The following is a 17560-nucleotide window of genomic DNA, read 5'->3' as shown; positions in this document are numbered from 1 at the left end:
CTAGTCCGCCCCACAATTGGGGGTGCTCCAGGGATGCGGCGCGACCGAATCCCCACAGACAGGATTGCGCCGGCGAGACGCTGTCGGCGTCGGTGACGCGTTGCGCGCCTCGGGTTGTCAGCCAGACGGGGGCGCGAAGTTCGGCGGCGGCCGCGGCGCGGAAGAGTCGGCGCGTTCCGTTCAGGACGCGGTGTTGCATCCGCAACAGCGAGCGCATCGATGGAGTCGCGTCCCCTTCGAGGGCCGCGCAGTGCAGGATACGCAGCGTCGAGTCGCCCGCCGCCGCGGCGCGCAGCTCCGCTTCGAGGCGTTCCTCGTCGGCGTCGGACGCCGGCAGCCCGACGATCCGGAACGGCTGCCCCTGGGCGGTCAGCGCGTCGACCAACGGGGCGATCGCCTCGGCGTCATCGGCGATCAGCAGCCAGTCAGATCCCGCGCCGGCGTCCGCGCGTGCGGCCGCGCTTTTCTCCCAGCGGATCTCGTAACGAGCGTCCGCGATGGACTGGTTCCCACGTTCTTGGTTGTGCTGCGCCGCGAGCCTGGCCAGCACCTCGGTGGTCTGCGGGTCGGCGTTCGGCCCGTCGAGCAGGGCGGCGAGTTCCTCGATCCGGCCCTCCTCGAGAAGCCGGACCGCTTCGCTGCGCGCGACGGCGGCTTCGGCGACGGTCGGGGCGGACTGGACGTCCTTGTCACGAAACCAGTAGTGGCGATGCTGGAACGGATAGGTGGGCAGGTCGAGCTTGCGCGTCGGTCCGTGCTGCAGAGCACCGAAGGCGGGCAGGTGGCCGCAGATGTACGCGCCGCCAAGGGCTTCGGCGATCTGGCGGTGGTCGGCGCCGTTTCGACGCAGCGACGCTATCGCCCGGGGCGCCGTGGCCGGATCGGGCCAAGCCCGCAGCGCGGCGGCGGTGAGCACGGGTTGGGCGCCGACCTCGAGGAGCACCGCGCAGTTGAGATCGGCCAGAGTGGCCACGCTCTTGGCGAACTCGATGGGCTGGCGGGCGTGGCGGCGCCAGTAGGACGCGTCCAGCTGTGCGGTCCGTCCCAGGGCGGCGCCGGTGCGGTTGCACACCAAAGTCCGTTGTGGCGAACGGAACCCGAACCGGCCCGCGTACGCCTCGAATTCATCGAGTGCCGGGTCCAACAGCGCCGAGTGGAACGCATGGCTGGTGTCCAGCCAGTCGCAGCGAACGCCGTCGGAGGTCAGGGCGGCCACCACCCGGTCCAGATCCTCGGCGGGGCCCGCGAGCACGGTGTTGGCACCGTTGTAGGCGGCCACCGACAGCCGCGGGAACTCGTCGGTGCAGCTTTCCACCCGCTCCGCCGCGGCGAAGATCGCGACCATCCGCCCGCCCGCGGGCAGATTGCCGAACAGGCGGCCCCGTTCGGCGAGCAGGAGCGCGCCATCCTCGAGGCTGAACACACCGGCGACACAGGCGGCGGCGTACTGGCCGACGCTGTGGCCCAGCACCACGTCGGGCTCGAGGCCCCACGACTGCCAGAGCCTGGCCAATCCCAGCTCGACGGCGAACAGCGCGGGCTGGGCGTAGCTGGTCTGCCGCAGGGTGTCGGGGTCGTCGACATCGAAAATGACGTCCAGCATCGGCTTTTCGAGCACGGCATCGACCACCGCGGCGCACCGGGTCATCGTCTCGGCGAACACCGGCTCGGTTTCGAACAGTTCCCGGGCCATGCCGGCGAACTGGCTGCCTTGACCCGGGAACAACCACGCCGTCTTGGGCCTGTCGTCGCATTCCCCGCGCAGCAAACCCGGCGCGGGGCGGTCGTCGGCGAGGGCGCCAAGCAATTCGGTGGCGGATTCAGTCGAATTCACCACCAGCGCGGCCCGGTGCTCGAAGTGGGCGCGGCCCACGCCGGCGGTGAAGCACAGCTCGGACAGGTCGGTCTCCGGGTGCGCGGTCAACCAGTCGCGGTAGCGATCGGCGAGCTGGGCCAGGGCCGCCGGGGTGCGCGCCGACAGCGGCAGGACGCTGAACCGCCGGTCCTCGGGCTCGACGACGGCGCGCGGGCCCGCGGCATTCGCGCGTGCCTCCTGGGGCGCTTCCTCCAGGATGACGTGCGCGTTGGTGCCGGAGAACCCGAACGAACTGACGCCGGCGACGCGGGGGCGCCCGTTGCGTTGCCAGCCGGTGGCCTCGTCCAGGACCCGCACCGCCAGCCGGTCCCAGGGAATGTAGGGCGAGGGGTTTCGGAAGTTCAGGTGTTTGGGCAATTGCTCGTGCTCGAGCGACAGGACGACCTTGATGATCCCGGCGATCCCGGCGGCCGCTTCCAAATGCCCGATGTTCGTCTTCACCGATCCGATCAGCAGTGGCCGGTCCGGGTCGCGGCCCTCGCCGAATACCGCGGCCGCGGCCTGGACTTCGATCGGGTCGCCCAACGACGTCCCGGTCCCGTGGGCTTCCAGGTATCCCACGTCGTGCGCGGAGACGCCGGCGCGCTCGAGCGCCTCGGCGATGACGCGCTGCTGGGCGACACCGTTCGGCACGGTCAAACCGCCCGATGCGCCGTCCTGGTTCACCGCACTGCCCCGGATCACGGCCCGGATGCGGTCACCGTCGCGAATCGCGTCGTCGAGCCGCTTGAGGACGATGACACCGCAGCCCTCGCCGCGCACGTAGCCGTCCGCGGCCGCGTCGAACGTCTTGCAGCGACCATCGGGTGCCAGCATGTGCGCCCGCGAAAAGGTGATCATGGTCGCGGGGCTGAGCAGGACATTCGCCCCGCCGGCCAGCGCGACGTCGCACTCCCCCAACCGCAGCGCCTGGCACGCCTGGTGGACGGCCACCAGCGACGAGCTGCACGCGGTGTCGACCGTGACCGCGGGGCCCTGCAAGCCCAGCCGGTAACTGATCCGGCCCGCCGCCGCGGCGGCCGCCGTCCCGATCGCCATGTACGCGTCGATCTCGTCGTAGCTCAGCTCGTCCGAGACCATGCTGAGGTAGTCGTGGGTGGACAGGCCGACGAACACGCCGGTGTTCGTGTTCGCCAAAGCCGTTGGGGCCGTGCCCCAATGCTCCACCGCCTGCCATGCGGTCTCCAGCAACAGCCGATGCTGCGGGTCCATCAGCATGACCTCGCGCGCCGAGACCCCGAAGAACGGCGCGTCGAAGCCCGCGACGTCGTCCACGAAACCCGCCCGGCGGCTCACGATCTTCCCGGCCGCGTCGGCGTCGGAGTCGAAGAAGTCATCGACGTTCCACCGCTCGCCGGGCACCTCCGACACCGCATCCCGCCCGTGGCGCAACACGTCCCAGAATTCGGCCGCGTCGGCGGCTCCCGGAACGCGCGCCGCGTAGCCGACTATCGCGAAACGCGCCGTCCGCTCCGGTCGATCTTCGACCGTTGCCATGCATCTGTCCTCTCGCCTCGGCCAGCGAGGGTGGGTCCCCAGGCCAGCCTCCCGCGACGGGTCGTCGATAGCTCCGCAATGAAACGCTTGACCCGACCACTGCACCACATGCCGACCCAATGCGCAGCAGAATGATCCCCCGGGCGAGTAGTGTCGCCGGATGCCGGACCGCGTACCGCGCCGGGCCGTGCAACACCCTAATCGGTCACCACACCCGTGGCTAGATTCGAAGCAGCCCGGCATGTCGGGGAGGGTGGCCGCCGAGTCGGTCATCGTCGTCCCGCCACGGGCAGACCGCGAGTTGTAGTCCCGCACATCGAGGAGAACAGATTGCGCATCGGGAAGATCACGATCGGCTCGATCGGTGAGTGGATGCTGAACCCGGGCGTGGTCATCTCCTGGCACCCGACGCCCGCCGCCCGGCAGAAGGCCCGGCAAGCGCCGGTCAGTCCCGTCCCGGTCAGCTACATGCAGGGGCAACATCTTCAGGGCTATCGCCGGCAAACAACCTCAGGCCTCGACTATTCGCGGCAGATCATCGCGACGTGCGAAATTTCCGGCCAGTGCGACGTCTCCGCCATGAACGAGGCGCTGAACGCGTACCTGCGCCGCCACGACACCTACCGCAGTTGGTTCGAATACACCGAAACCGGAGAGATTCTCCGGCATACCATCGATGACCCCGACGATATCGAATTCACGCCCACGGTCCACGGCGAATTGTCGATCGACGACTTGCACAATCATGTCGTCGCCACACCCGACCCCTTTCATTGGGAGTGCTTCAGCTTCGGGATCATTCAAAACGAGGACCACTTCACCTTCTACGCGAGTATCGATCATGTCCACGGCGATGCCGCGCTGATTGGCATCACGATGGTGGAGTCCCACGCCAGGTATTCGGCGTTGACGAGCGGTGCCGGCCCCCTCGCCCTGCCCGCCGCCGGAAGCTTTGACGATTTCTGCCTCCAAGAGCGCCAGTACACGTCGGCTTTGACCGTGGATTCGCCTCCAGTACGCGCGTGGATCGAATTCGCGGAGAACAACAATGGCAGCCTGCCGGAGTTCCCGTTGCCATTGGGCAATCCCCTGGAGCCGACCAGGAGTGACATGATCACGGGCACGTTGATGGATGCGGCGCAGACGGCGAGGTTCGAATCGGCCTGCTCGGGAGCGGGCGCTCGCTTCGTCGGCGGCCTATTCGCTTGCCTCGCCCAGGTGGAGCACGAATTCACCGGCACCGCAACGTATTACGGTCTCACTCCCCGAGATACCCGCAGGACGTCGGACAACTTCATGACCCAGGGCTGGTTCACCGGCCTGGTGCCGATCACCATCCCGATAGCCGCCGTGTCCTTCAGTGATGCCGCCTGGGCGGCCCAAAATTGTTTCGATTCGAGTTTGGACATGGCCAAGGTGCCGTATTACCGCGTGCTGGAATTGGCGCCGTGGCTGAGCAGGCCCCGCCCGAACTTCCCCGTGACGAATTTCTTGCACGCCGATGCCGCCCCCATGAACGCCGTGCTGGCGGCAGCCGAGATGGGCTACGCAAATAGCATCGGAATCTATTCCGACGGAAGGTATTCCTACCAACTGACGATCTATGTCTTCCGGTACGAAGAGGGCACCGCGATGGCGGTCATGTATCCGGCCAATGCGGTTGCCCAGAAATCGGTTTCCCGGTATCTCGCAGCGATGAAGTCCGTGTGCGTGCGGGTCGCCGATACCGGGCACTGGGGGCGCGTTGCATAGCAAGGAGTGGCGACGATGGCTGCCGCATTTTTCTGGATGAGCCATCTCCGGACGGCCGGGAGTTCGCTTTGCGACGGCTAGCCGGTCTCGTGGTGCGCTGGCCCGGCCTGGTGATCGGGCTCTGGGTCATGGTCGCGGTCGCGCTGCCGTTGACGTTTCCACCCCTGACCGAGATGGCACAAAAGCACCCCCTCGCGATCCTGCCCAGCGACGCCCCGTCGGCCGTGTCCGCGCGAAAGATGACCGAAGCGTTTCACGAGTCGGGCGCCGAAGACCTGCTCCTGGTCGTCCTCACGAACGAAAAAGGGCTCGGGCCCGCCGACGAGGCCGCCTACCGCAACCTGGTGACCGCGCTGCGCGCGGACACGCGAGACGTGCTGATGCTGCAGGACTTCGTCAACACGCCGGCCCTGCGTCCGGTCCTGACCAGCAAGGACCACAAGTCCTGGGTGCTGCCGGTGGGCCTGGCCGGCGAACTGGGCACACCGAAGTCCTACGCCGCCTACCTCCGCGTCGCCGACACCGTCAAACGCAACGTGGCCGGATCCCCGCTGACGGCCAACCTGACCGGACCCGCGGCCACCGTCAGCGACCTCACCGTGGCGGGCGAACGGGATCGCCTTCCCATCGAACTCGCGATCGGCGTCCTGGTGCTCGTCGTGTTGCTGGTGGTCTACCGCAACCCGCGCACCATGCTGCTGCCGCTGATAGCGATCGGGGCGTCGATGGTGATCGCGCAGGCCGTCGTCGCCGGCGTCTCCCAAATCGGCGGCCTGGGCGTTTCGAACCAGTCCATCGTCTTCTTGAGCGCCATCATCGCCGGCGCGGGAACCGACTATGCGGTCTTCCTCATCAGCCGCTATCACGACTACCTGCGGCGCGGCGCGGACTTCGACGACGCCGTGCAGCGGGCGTTGATGTCGATCGGAAAAGTGATCGCGGCCTCCGCGGCCACGGTCGGAATCACCTTTCTCGGCATTAGTTTCGCCCGGATGGGCGTGTTCTCCACGGTGGGCGTGTCCTCGGCCATCGGGATCGGGGTCGCATTCCTCGCGGCGATGACGTTGTTGCCCGCGATCCTGGTCGTGGCCGGGCCGCGCGGCTGGGTCAAACCCCCGCACGAAGTGACGGCCCGGTTCTGGCGACGGTCGGGGATACGCATCGTGCGCCGCCCGAGGGCCCATCTGGTCGCCAGCATGCTGGTGCTGATCGTGCTGGCCGGCTGCGCCGGCCTGGTGCGCTTCAACTACGACGACCGCAAGGCCCTGCCGCCCTCGGCCCCGAGCTCGGTCGGGTACACCGCGCTGGATCGCCATTTCCCCGTCAACCAGTCCATTCCCGAATACATCCTCGTCCAGTCGCCGCATGACCTGCGCACGCCGCGGGCCCTCGCGGATCTGGAGCAGATGGCCGACCGGGTCAGCCAGCTGCCCGACGTCGCCCGGGTCAGCGGCGTGACCCGGCCCGCGGGAGCCGTGCCGGAACAGTTCCGGGCCACGTATCAGGCGGGCGCCATCGGCGCTCGCCTCGGCGCCGGTTCGGCCCTGATCAGCGACCACACCGACGAGCTGAACCGGTTGTCCGTCGGCGCCAACACGCTGGCCGACAACCTGGGCGAGGTGCGGGGCCGGGTCAACCGGATGGTCGCCGGGATGCAAGGTCTGACCGACGCTTTCACGTCGATGAGAAGTCAGTACGGCGGTGACACGTTGGTCCGGGAGGTCGTCACCGCGGCCAAGCTCGTCAACAGCATCAACTCGCTCGGCCGCACCATCGGCGTGAACTTCGCCGCGATCAAGGACATGTTCGCGTGGGTGGCCCCGGTGCTGGCGGCGCTGCAGGGCAACCCGGTCTGCGACGGGGACCCCTCCTGCAGCGCCACCCGGGCCCAGTTCGAACGGGTGGTGAACGCGCGCGGTGACGGCAGCCTCGACCAGATCAACGACCTGGCGACACAGCTGCAGGCGTTTCAAGACCGGCAGACCCTCAACGCATCGGTCGATCACCTGCGGGTCGCGCTCGCCGGCTTCGTCAGGGCGCTGCATGCCATGGGCCTGGACCAGCCCGGTGGCCTGCAGGCGGACCTCAACCAGCTGCAGCAGGGCGCCGACCGGTTCGCCGGCGGGAGCCGGCAAGTCGCCGATGGAGTGGACCAACTCGTCGATCAGATCAAACAGATGGGCGCCGGGCTCGGTGAGGCGTCGGCCTTCCTCCTCACGCTCAAACGGGATGCCGCCGAACCGTCGATGGCGGGGTTCAATGTTCCGGCGCAGCTCCTGCACATGGAGGAGTTCAAGAAGGCCGCCAGGGCGTTCATCTCACCCGACGGCCACTCGGTGCGGTATCTGGTGCAGACCGAACTCAACCCGTTCAGCCCGGAGGCCATGGACCAGGTCAGCGTCATCGGCGACACCGCGCGGGGAGCACAGCCGAACACCGCGCTGGCGGACGCCAAGATCTCGATGGTCGGGTATCCCGTCATGCTGCGGGACACGCGGGACTTCTACGAGCACGACATCAAGTTCATCGTCGGCGTCACCATCATCGTCGTGCTGTTGACCTTGATTGCGCTGCTGCGGGCGGTCGTGGCACCGCTGTACCTGGTCGCCTCCGTCGTCATTTCCTACCTGTCGGCGGTGGGCATCGGCGTCCTGACGTTCCAATTCGCACTCGGCCAGCAATTGCATTGGAGCGTTCCGCCGTTGGCCTTCGTGGTGTTGGTCGCCGTAGGGGCCGATTACAACATGCTTTTCGTCTCGCGGATGCGCGACGAGTCGCCGCACAGCATGCGCTACGGCATCATCCGCACGTTGAGTTCGACCGGCGGTGTGATCACCGCGGCGGGGCTGATCTTCGCCGCCTCGATGTGGGGTCTGGTGTTTTCCAGCATCGGCACCGTGGTCCAGGGCGGTTTCGTCATCGGGATCGGAATCTTGCTCGACACCTTCCTGGTTCGGACCATAACCGTGCCCGCCCTGGCTACGCTGGTCGGACGGGCGAGCTGGTGGCCATCGCGACCGGGAACGCAGCGGTCGCGATCGCGGTGAGCCGGACCACGAGCGATATGCGAAACTACGAGACCAAGTCGGGCAGGCGGGAAGTGGCGATGCAGAAACTACTCGCGGGGGTTACCGCTTTGGTAACCCTCGGCGCCACAGGGTGTTTCGGCCTCGGCATCGCGACGGCCGACGACTCCCCGGACGGCGCGACGCCCGACGAGGGGATGGCGTACGCGCTGGGCGGCGCCCACGTCCCGGGCATCCCCTACGACGAATACGGCCGGCGCCTGGGGGCCGGATGGTTCCCGGGGCTCAAGCGGGAAATCGTGAACTACCCGGCGGGGCAGGTCCAGGGCCACGTGCTCGAACGGCTCTTCCCCGGGATCGGCCGGCTGGACGAAGCCTTCCCCGGCCTGGGCGTGGACGGGCCCAGCATCGGCGAGTCGGTGGCCGTCGGCGAGGACAACCTGGACGCGGCCATCCGCCGGGGCGGCCCCGGCGCCGCGATCGGCCTGTCCGAGGGTTCGCTTGTGGTTGACGCCGAGCAGGCGCGGCTGGCGAACGACCCGACCGCCCCACCGCCAAATCAATTGGTCTTCAGCACCTTTGGCAATCCGGTGGGACGTCACGCCTTCGGCCAGAGCTTTCTGACCTCCTTTTTCCCGGTCGGCGCCGTCGTTCCCGCAATGGACTACCGCATACCGCCGCCCGTGGAAAGCCAGTACGACACGAAGGCGTTCGTCGCGGCGTACGACATGATCGCCGACTTCCCGGACCGGCCGGACAACCTGCTGGCCCTCGCCAACACCCTGGTGGGCGAGGCGACCGGGCATACCGCGGTCGCGTTCACCGACCCGAGTATGGTGCCGCCGCAGAACATCAGAACCACCGTCAACTCCCGGGGTGCGACGACAACGACGTACCTGATTCCCGAAAAACACCTCCCGCTGGTGATACCGCTGGGCTACCTCGGGGTGCCGGAAGACGAGCTGAACCAGCTCGACGCCGAGCTGGCGCCCATGGTGAACGCGGGATATTCGCGAAACGACGACCCGCAGACCGCACCGATCCAAGTGGATCCGGTGCGGGGCTTCGACCCCGCGGCCGTGATCGCCCCGGCCAGTCAGGCCACCTTCGGTGGCGGGGCCGATCCATTTTCGCAGCTGATGTCCAGCGCCATGGCCGCGTTCAATCAGGGCGGCCGCTGACCGGCACCGGCCGTACCGGGCCCGGTGGCATGTCGGTGATAATGACTCACGTCCGCCCGCCGTCAAAGGAGACGCGATGAGCAAGCCCCCGACAGAACGCCCGCTGCGGGTGATCCAGTGGACGACCGGAAACATCGGGCGGCGTTCGCTGCACGCCATCATCGGCAGACCCGACATGGAGCTGGTCGGGGTGTACGCGCACGGGGCGGACAAGGTCGGGGTGGACGCCGCCGAACTGGCCGGCTGGCCGGAACCGACCGGCGTGCTCGCGACCAACGACGTCGACGCGCTGCTCGCGCTGGGCGCCGACGCGTGCTGCTATAACCCGTTGTGGCCCAACATGGATGAGTTGGTGCGCCTGCTGGAATCGGGTGTCAACGTGTGCTCCAGCGCGGCCTGGATCACCGGCGGCAAGCAGACGCCCGAGGACCGGGAACGCATCGTGGACGCGTGCAAACGGGGCGGTTCGACGATCTTCGGCAGCGGCGCGCACCCGGGCATGACCAACATGGTCGGCATGGTGCTCAGCGGCGCGTGCGAGCGCGTCGACGAGATCCGCATCACCGAATCGGTGGACTGCTCGACCTACGAATCGGCGGAAACCCAAACGGCGATGGGCTTTTCGCAGGATCCTGACACGCCGGGGCTGGCGGAAAACGTGCGGCGTGAGAGCGAGGTCTTCGCCGAATCGGCCGCCATGATGGCGGATGCGATCGGGGCGAAGCTGGACCGGATGACCTTCGACGTGACCTTCACCGCCGCCACCGGCGATTCCGATCTGGGCTTCATGCGGATACCCGCGGGAACGGTGGGCGGGGTCTACGGTTACCACCGCGGCTGGGAGGGCGACCGCAACGTGGTCAGCGTGGGGTTCAACTGGACCATGGGCAGTCACGTGGTGCCGCCCAAGCCGTTGGAGCACGGCCACGTCATTCAGGTGTTCGGGCTGCCCAACATGCGCACCGTCCTGCATTGCCTGCCGCCGAAGGACTGGACGGAGCCCGGGTTCATGGGCCTGGGAATGATCTATACGGCGATGCCGGTCACCAACGCGGTCGCGGCCGTGGTGGCCGCCGAACCCGGAATCGTGACGCTTGCCGATTTGCCGCCGGTCACCGGCCGGGTGGCCCGGTAAGCGCCGGCCCCGTATGCCGTTCACCACATCGGAGGCCCCCGGAGGAACGCTTGCGTGCATTAAGGTTTAGAGTGCTTAGCCGAGCAAATAGTCGGAAGACATCGATGTCGTCGGCGACGTGTTTGAGCGGCAGCGCCGGGGTGGCGGTAAGCGGAAGGCGGTCAAGTGGTGGCTAGACCCGACTCAGGTCCACGTACCCGCGCCGTGACCCGGGTGCTCAAGCGGGCGTGGATACCGCTGGTTCTGGTGGTTGTCCTGGCCCTTTCGGCGTTGATCGTGTCGCGGCTCCACAAGATTTTCGGCTCGCAGGATCTCAACGCGAACGCCGGCAAGGGGATCGAAATCGTGCAGTTCAACCCGAAGGTCGTGGTCTACGACATCACCGGTCCGCCGGGGGCCACCGCCAACATCAACTACTGGGACGAGAACGCCAACACCCATCAGGTCAATGCGGCGCCGCTGCCGTGGTCGACCACCATCTCCACCACCCTGCCGTCGGTGAGCGCCAACATCATGGCGCAAAGCGACAGCAGTGAGATCGGCTGCAAGATCACCGTCGACGGCGTCGTCCGCGAACAGCACAGCTCCAACGGCCACAACGCGCAGACCTTTTGCCTGGTGAAGTCCGCATGAGCAACGCGAGCAACGAGACCCCACGCGACCTGAGCGCGGCCGACACCGGCCCGATCAACACCAAGGGCCTGTCCAGGGCCGAGCGGGGCCACCGCCCGTACCTGCCGCATGCGATCCGCATCTTCGCGGTGCCGATCATCCTGATCTGGGTGGCCGTGACGGTGTTGGTGAACGTCGTCGTCCCCACCCTGGAAAAGGTCGGTGAGGCCCACTCGGCGCCGATGACACCGCTCGACGCACCGTCGATGAAGGCGATGATGCGCCTGGGCCATAATTTCCACGAATTCGACTCCAACAGCACCGTGATGATCGTGTTGGAGGGCCAGCAACCGCTCGGCCCCGACGCGCACCAGTACTACGACAAGCTGATCAGGCGGCTCCGCCAGGATCCCAAGCACATTCAGCACATTCAGGACTTCTGGGGTGACCGGCTGACGGCGGCAGGTGCGCAGAGCGCCGACGCCAAGAGCGCCTACGTGCAGGTCAACCTCGCCGGTAACCAGGGCACGACCCTGGCCAACCAGTCCGTGGACTCCGTCCGCAAGGTGATCGAGGAAAACAAGGCGCCACCCGGCGTGAAGGCCTACGTCACCGGCCCTGCCGCGCTATCCGACGACATGCACATCATCGGTAACGCCAGCCTGGCCAAGATCACGCTGTTCACCCTGGGCGCCATCGCAATCATGTTGCTGCTGGTCTACCGCTCCATCGTCACCACGCTGGTGCAGCTGTTCATGACCTTGGTCGCGCTGGCGTGTTCGCGAGGAGTCGTCGCGGTTCTCGCGTACCACAACGCATTCGGGCTCACCACGTTCGCCGCCAACATCCTCACCATGTTGGCGATCGCCGCGGGCACGGACTACGGCATCTTCCTGATCGGCCGCTATCAGGAGGCGTTGGCCGCGGGCGAGGACCGAGAAGCCGCGTACTACACCACATTCAAGGGCGTCACCCCGGTCGTCTTGGGCTCGGGCCTGACGATCGCGGGCGCGACCTACTGCCTCAGTTTTACCCGGCTGCCGTGGTTCAACACCATGGGCGCGCCCGTGGCGATCGGCATGATCGTCGTGGTGCTGGCCGGCGTCACGCTGGGGCCCGCGGTGGTATTCGCCGGCAGCCGCTTCCACCTATTCGAAAAGCAGGCCAAGCGCGGCCGCCTGTGGCGCAGGGTGGGTACCGCCGTAGTACGCTGGCCGGCACCAATTCTGGCCGTCAGCGCCGCGGTCGTGCTGGTCGGCATGATCGCCCTGCCGAGCTTTCACACGAGCTACAACGACCGCCATTACCTGCCGTTGTCAGCCCCGTCCAATCAAGGACAAGAGGCCGCGAACCGGCATTTCTCCGAGGCCCGGATGAACCCCGACCTGCTGATGATCGAGTCCGATCACGACATGCGGAACCCAGCCGACATGCTGGTGTTGGACCGGGTCGCCAAGAACGAGATGCGCACGCTCGGGATCGCTATGGTCCAGGACATCACCAGACCGCTGGGCATCCCGATCCAGCACAGCTCGATACCGTTCCAGAACAGCGCCCAAAGCCAGACGACGATGCAGAACATGAGCTTTCTCAAGGAGCGCATCGCCGACATCCACAGGATGGCCGACGACCTGCAGACCCAGATCGAAACCACCCAGCGGCAGTACGAGGTGTCGCTGGACCTGGCCAACGCCGCCGACGACAGCGCAAAGACCACCGCGGTGACGTCGCAGATCACCGACACCCTGCGTGACCACATTGCGGATTTCGACGACACCTTCCGGCCGGTGCGCTCGTACTTCTACTGGGAGAGACACTGTTACGACATCCCGGTGTGCTTCGGGTTGCGGTCCCTGTTCGACACGCTCGACGGGTTCGACCAGCTCGCCGAGCAGTTCCACTACCTCACAGCCGACATCCAGCACACCGCCAAAGCCTCCCGCGACCTGACGGAACTGTTTCCCACGCTGATCACCACGCTGAAGACCACGCGGGGCATCACGCTCACCCTGTACCAGACGTTCAAGGCGATGATCGACCAGATGGAGGCGATGAGCAACACCGCGATCGTGATGGGTCAAAGCTTCGACGCATCGAAGAACGACGACTTCTTCTACCTGCCGCCCGAGGCCTTCGACAACCCCGACTTCCAGACCGGCCTTCGGATGTTCTTGTCGCCGGACGGTAAATCGGCGCGGTTCTTCATCACGCATCAGGGCGATCCGATGTCGCCGGAGGGCATCGCGCAAGTCGACGCCGAACGGACCGCCGCGCAGGAGGGTCTCAAGCAATCGTCGCTGTCCGACGCCCGGGTCTATCTGGGTGGAACCGCCGCGACGTTCAAGGACATGGCCGACGGCGAGAAGTACGACCTGATGATCGCCGTGGTGTCCGCCCTCACGCTGATCTTCATGATCATGCTGCTGCTTACCCGGAGCGTGGTGGCCGCGTTGGTGATCGTCGGCACCGCGGCCAGCTCGATCGCGGCGTCGTTCGGCCTGTCCGTGCTGATTTGGCAGGACCTGTTCGGCATCAGGATCCACTGGATCGTGATGGCGCTGTCCGTGATCATCCTGCTGGCCGTCGGATCAGACTACAACCTGTTGCTGGTCTCCCGGTTCAAAGAAGAGATCCATGCCGGCCTCAAGACCGGAATCATCCGCTCGATGGCCGGCACCGGCGGGGTGGTGACGGCGGCGGGCCTGGTGTTCGCCTTCACCATGGCGGCCATGCTGGGCAGCGACCTGCGCGTGCTGGGCCAATTCGGGTCGACCGTGTGCATCGGCCTGCTGCTCGACACGCTCGTCGTGCGCACGTTGCTGATGCCGTCGATCGCGACGCTGCTGGGCCGTTGGTTCTGGTGGCCGCAAGTGGTGCACCCGCGGGGCGACAACGCGCGGCGGTCGGTGGCGCCGGCCTCCGTTTAAGGCGTGGGCAGCTGCACGACGACCGCGACGGCTCCGGCGCCGACGTGCAAGGCCAGCACCGGCCCCAGCGGGGTGATGATCGCCGGCTCGCACGCCGGTAACCGCCGCGCCAGCGTCGCCGCCACCTCCTTGGCGCCGTCCGGGTTGGCGACGTGATGCACGGCCAGGGCGGCGGGCCTGTCGCCGGCGGCCTCGCAGACCCGGTCGATCATCGCCTCCGTCGCGTGGGTGACGGTGCGGACCCGTTGGGCCAGAACGAGTTTGCCGTCGTCGATGCGCAGCAGCGGCTTGAGCGCCAGGGCCGTGCCCAGCCATGCCTTGGCACCGCCGATCCGTCCGCTGCGGCGCAGGTTGTCCAGCCGGTGCACCACCATGAACGCGTGGCTATGCCGTGCCGCCGCCCTCGCCGCGTCGGCGACGGCGTCGAGGTCGCCGCCGCCGGCGGCGGCGCGCGCCGCGGCCAACGCAATGAAGCCCGTGCCCATCGCGGTCGACCTCGAGTCGACGACCCGCACGTGGGGGTCCAAGTCGGCGGCGGTCCGTTCGGCGGCGCCACACGTGCCCGACAGCGCCGCCGAAATGTGCACCGCCACGACGCCGTCCCCGCCGCTGTCGACCAACGCCTGCTGGTAGGCGTTGGCCAGTTCGGCCGGCGTCGCGGCCGCCGTCGTCGCGTGGCGCTGGTAGACGTCCTCGGGGATCTCGTCCACACCGTCCCGCAGGTCGGCTCCGTCGAGCAGGATGTGCAACGGTACGACGCGTATCGCCCACTTCTGAAGCAGGTCGGCCGGCAAGCGCGCCGACGCGTCGGTCACCACGACGACGGTCACGAGCAGCTACCCGCGGGGCTTGTCGGTCGGCACTTGAGCCTTCTGCAAGGCCTCGGCCAGCGCCTTGAGCATCAGCTCGGCAACCGCCTGGTGGGCTTCGAAATTCCAGTGGATGCCGTCGGGGTTGCCCCGGCCCGTCATGATCTCTTCGGCCACAGCGGCTTTCAGATCCACCAGGGGAATATCGTGGCCTTGCGCCCAGTCGGTGATGGCCGCGGCGGTGGCCGCGCGGCCGTGGTGTGCCCTGCCGTAGGTGTCGGCGATGTGCACCGACGGCAGCGACGCCACGATCGGGATGCCCGGACGATTGAAATCGATTGCGCCGCGGGTTTGTTCGAGGTAGTCGACGCTCAGGTGCGGGGGCAGCGCGGACCGGGCCACCGGCGAGAGCCTGGGCTGCAGCCAGCCGTAGCCGTCGCGAACCCAGCGCCGCAACCGCGGCGGCCGCACATAGCGGATCAGTTCGCGCAGCGCGGTCGGCAACACCGACGGCAGCGAATCCATGCCGCCGGTGGCGAAGATGACGGCCCCCGCCCGCGGCAGCGCCGCCCAGGCGCGCGGGTCCTGGGTCGCCGCCCACCAGATGTCGCGGCAGGTCCAGCCGATGCGGCCGATGAGTTCGACGTCCCAACCCAATTGGGCGGCAACGATGTTGGGCCAGATGCGGGGGTCGTCAGCGGGCAGCCCGCCGGCCGGCCCGTAGTAGGCCAGGGAGTCGGCGAATATCAGCAGGGTGGGCCGTGCATCAGAGGACATCGTTGGACACCTGCGCCGAAGCGTTCCACACGTCGAGGCGCCAGCGGATGCGCTCCAACCCCGCGCCCTGATCGTCGGAGTGGCCGGAAAGCTGCACCCAGCTGGCGTTGCCCATCCCGCCCAAGACCGGCCAGTTCGCGACGGGAAGCTTCAGCAGCGCGGCCGACAACGCGGCGATCAGGCCGCCGTGGGCCACCAGCACCACGGGCCGGTCGGCATGCTGGGGATCGCCCCACTCCGGCTCGCCGGACACCAATTCGGCGACCAGCGGCACGCTGCGGGCGGCGACGTCGACCCGGCTTTCGCCGCCATGGGGGGCCCACGTGGCGTCCTCACGCCAGGCCAGTCGCGCGCCGGGGGCGTGCGCGTCGACCTCGGTGTGGGTCAATCCCTGCCAGTCGCCGAGATGGGTCTCCCGCAACCGCGGGTCGACCCGGATCGGCAGCGCGGTGCGCTCCCCCAGCCTGACCGCCGTGTCGTAGGCGCGATGCAGGTCCGAGGACACGATCAGCAACGGCTGCAGCTTGCCGAGCACCTCGGCGGCGGCGAGCGCCTGCGCCCGGCCGAGCTCGCTGAGTTGGGAGTCCAGCTGACCCTGCATCCGGCTACCGGCATTGAACTCGGTTTGCCCGTGCCGCAACATGATCAGGCGACGAATGGTCATCGCGAGTCCGCCGAGTCTTCGGGGGCGGTGAGGTCCACCGGCACGACCGGGCAGTCACCCCACAACCGGTCCAGGGCGTAGAAGTCGCGGTCGTCCTGGTGCTGGATGTGCACGACGATGTCGCGGTAGTCGAGCAGCGTCCAGCGACCCTCCCGGGTGCCCTCCCGGCGCGCCGGCTTGTAACCCGCCCTGCGCATCTTCTCCTCGACCTCGTCGACGATGGCGTTGACCTGACGCTCGTTGGACGCGGACGCGATCACGAAGCAGTCGGTGATCACCAGCTGTCCCGACACGTCGATCACCACGACATCGTCGGCCAGCTTCGAGGCGGCCGCGCCGGCGGCCACGCTCGCCATGTCGATGGCTTCCTGGGTCGCGGTCATGTGTTGTTCCCGGCGGGCAGGGTTGAGCGGCTCACGGTGTCCTTCTGTTCTCCGCCGGCCCGATACAGGCGGCGCTTGGAGACGTACTGCACGACGCCGTCGGGCATCAGATACCAGAGGGGCCGACCCTGTTCGGCGCGCAGGCGGCAATCGGTCGACGAGATCGCCAGCGCCGGGATCTCGACGAGCGTCAGCACGTCCTCGGCCAGCTCGCCCAGCACGCCCGTGATGTGTTCGCGCCGCAGCTCGTAGCCGGGCCGGCTGACGCCGACGAACCGCGCCAACTGGAACAGCTCCTCCCAGCCCTGCCAGGACAGGATCGAAGCCAGCGCGTCGGCGCCGGTGATGAAGTACAGCTGCGAATCGGGGTTGAGGGCGTGCAGGTCCCGCAGCGTGTCCTTGGTATACGTGGGCCCGGCGCGGTCGATGTCGACCCGGCTCACCGAGAAGCGCGGGTTGGACGCGGTGGCGATCACGGTCATCAGGTACCGGTCCTCGGCGGCCGAGACGTGCCGGTCCTTCTGCCAGGGCTGACCGCTGGGCACGAACACCACCTCGTCGAGGTCGAACAGGTCGGCGACCTCGCTGGCGGCAACCAGGTGCCCGTAATGGATGGGGTCGAACGTCCCACCCATCACGCCCAGCCTGCGCAGCTGCTTTTGCACGATTTGCCAGCTTACTTGAGGCCGTGACCCGGCCCGTCTTCTCAGCCCGGCGCCGCAGGCGCCCGCCTCCCTCTCTCGCGAGCGTCCGCCTCCCGCACCTCTCCTCGAGCGTCACGCCAGCGTGACCCCCGCGACCGAACGTCACGCCAGCGTGACGCAGGCACGAAGACAGCCCTCAGACGGGCAGCAGCTGATCGATCACCGCGACCAGCTGGTTGCCGCGGCGCATCCCGGGCGCGCCCCCGCGAGCGTCACG

General features: G+C 67.7%; 12 protein-coding genes. 6 read left to right on the top strand and 6 right to left on the bottom strand.

Annotation, left to right across the window (positions count from 1 at the left end; translation table 11 throughout):
• A partial coding sequence (locus HMPREF0591_RS15500; protein WP_007169536.1) for a type I polyketide synthase occupies window positions 1–3373 on the bottom strand: 3373 nt, incomplete at its 3' end.
• Window positions 3374–3703: 330 nt separating this feature from the next.
• Between HMPREF0591_RS15500 and HMPREF0591_RS15495 the strand changes: the two genes are divergently transcribed.
• The 6 genes from HMPREF0591_RS15495 (at window position 3704) to HMPREF0591_RS15470 (ending at window position 14006) form a co-directional block, all read left to right on the top strand.
• Window positions 3704–5125, top strand: a complete 1422-nt coding sequence (locus HMPREF0591_RS15495) for a condensation domain-containing protein (protein WP_007169535.1) — start codon at window positions 3704–3706, stop codon at window positions 5123–5125.
• Window positions 5126–5193: 68 nt separating this feature from the next.
• Window positions 5194–8172: an MMPL/RND family transporter gene (locus HMPREF0591_RS15490; RefSeq protein ID WP_279626970.1), complete on the top strand. Its 2979-nt coding sequence runs from the start codon at window positions 5194–5196 to the stop codon at window positions 8170–8172.
• 59 nt (window positions 8173–8231) lie between these two features.
• On the top strand, window positions 8232–9332 hold the full coding sequence (gene pe / locus HMPREF0591_RS15485; protein WP_040622907.1) for an acyltransferase PE: 1101 nt from the start codon (window positions 8232–8234) through the stop codon (window positions 9330–9332).
• Window positions 9333–9408: 76 nt separating this feature from the next.
• Window positions 9409–10467 (top strand): NAD(P)H-dependent amine dehydrogenase family protein, encoded by a 1059-nt coding sequence (locus HMPREF0591_RS15480; RefSeq protein ID WP_007169532.1) that lies wholly within the window; start codon window positions 9409–9411, stop codon window positions 10465–10467.
• A gap of 165 nt (window positions 10468–10632) precedes the next feature.
• Window positions 10633–11100 (top strand): MmpS family transport accessory protein, encoded by a 468-nt coding sequence (locus HMPREF0591_RS15475; protein ID WP_083212441.1) that lies wholly within the window; start codon window positions 10633–10635, stop codon window positions 11098–11100.
• On the top strand, window positions 11097–14006 hold the full coding sequence (locus tag HMPREF0591_RS15470) for an MMPL/RND family transporter (RefSeq protein ID WP_007169530.1): 2910 nt from the start codon (window positions 11097–11099) through the stop codon (window positions 14004–14006). The genes HMPREF0591_RS15475 and HMPREF0591_RS15470 overlap by 4 nt, the downstream gene beginning before the upstream one ends.
• Here HMPREF0591_RS15470 and HMPREF0591_RS15465 read toward each other — a convergent pair.
• From HMPREF0591_RS15465 to nadD, 5 genes are read right to left on the bottom strand one after another with little or no spacing between them, the layout of a single operon-like run.
• A complete protein-coding gene (locus HMPREF0591_RS15465) occupies window positions 14003–14836 on the bottom strand; it encodes a DegV family protein (protein WP_007169529.1) in 834 nt (277 codons plus the stop codon). The two genes, HMPREF0591_RS15470 and HMPREF0591_RS15465, sit on opposite strands and share 4 nt — an antisense overlap.
• Window positions 14837–14842: 6 nt before the next feature.
• The gene (gene octT / locus HMPREF0591_RS15460) at window positions 14843–15592 is read right to left on the bottom strand and encodes a diglucosylglycerate octanoyltransferase (protein ID WP_007169528.1); all 750 of its coding nucleotides are present in this window, start codon (window positions 15590–15592) and stop codon (window positions 14843–14845) included.
• A complete protein-coding gene (gene gpgP / locus HMPREF0591_RS15455; RefSeq protein WP_007169527.1) occupies window positions 15582–16256 on the bottom strand; it encodes a glucosyl-3-phosphoglycerate phosphatase in 675 nt (224 codons plus the stop codon). The genes octT and gpgP overlap by 11 nt, the downstream gene beginning before the upstream one ends.
• Window positions 16253–16639 carry a ribosome silencing factor gene (rsfS, locus tag HMPREF0591_RS15450; RefSeq protein ID WP_007169526.1) on the bottom strand — a complete coding sequence of 129 codons (387 nt, stop codon included), beginning with the start codon at window positions 16637–16639 and terminating at the stop codon, window positions 16253–16255. Before rsfS ends, gpgP begins: the two co-directional genes overlap by 4 nt.
• A complete protein-coding gene (gene nadD, locus HMPREF0591_RS15445) occupies window positions 16636–17292 on the bottom strand; it encodes a nicotinate-nucleotide adenylyltransferase (protein WP_279626972.1) in 657 nt (218 codons plus the stop codon). The genes rsfS and nadD overlap by 4 nt, the downstream gene beginning before the upstream one ends.
• Window positions 17293–17560 lie beyond the last annotated feature (268 nt).

The sequence above is a fragment of the Mycobacterium parascrofulaceum ATCC BAA-614 genome (assembly GCF_000164135.1).
Lineage (GTDB): Bacteria > Actinomycetota > Actinomycetes > Mycobacteriales > Mycobacteriaceae > Mycobacterium > Mycobacterium parascrofulaceum.
The sequence above is the reverse complement of the archived record's forward strand: the minus strand, read 5'-3'. Positions and strand labels throughout refer to the sequence as shown.

What these genes read in the sequence shown, in the direction of transcription:
- HMPREF0591_RS15470 (WP_007169530.1), top strand. Translation starts at nt 11,097, where the DNA reads ATGAGCAACGCGAGCAACGAGACCCCACGCGACCTGAGCGCGGCCGAC.
- rsfS (WP_007169526.1), bottom strand. Translation starts at nt 16,639, where the DNA reads ATGACCGCGACCCAGGAAGCCATCGACATGGCGAGCGTGGCCGCCGGC.
- HMPREF0591_RS15480 (WP_007169532.1), top strand. Translation starts at nt 9,409, where the DNA reads ATGAGCAAGCCCCCGACAGAACGCCCGCTGCGGGTGATCCAGTGGACG.
- octT (WP_007169528.1), bottom strand. Translation starts at nt 15,592, where the DNA reads ATGTCCTCTGATGCACGGCCCACCCTGCTGATATTCGCCGACTCCCTG.
- gpgP (WP_007169527.1), bottom strand. Translation starts at nt 16,256, where the DNA reads ATGACCATTCGTCGCCTGATCATGTTGCGGCACGGGCAAACCGAGTTC.
- pe (WP_040622907.1), top strand. Translation starts at nt 8,232, where the DNA reads ATGCAGAAACTACTCGCGGGGGTTACCGCTTTGGTAACCCTCGGCGCC.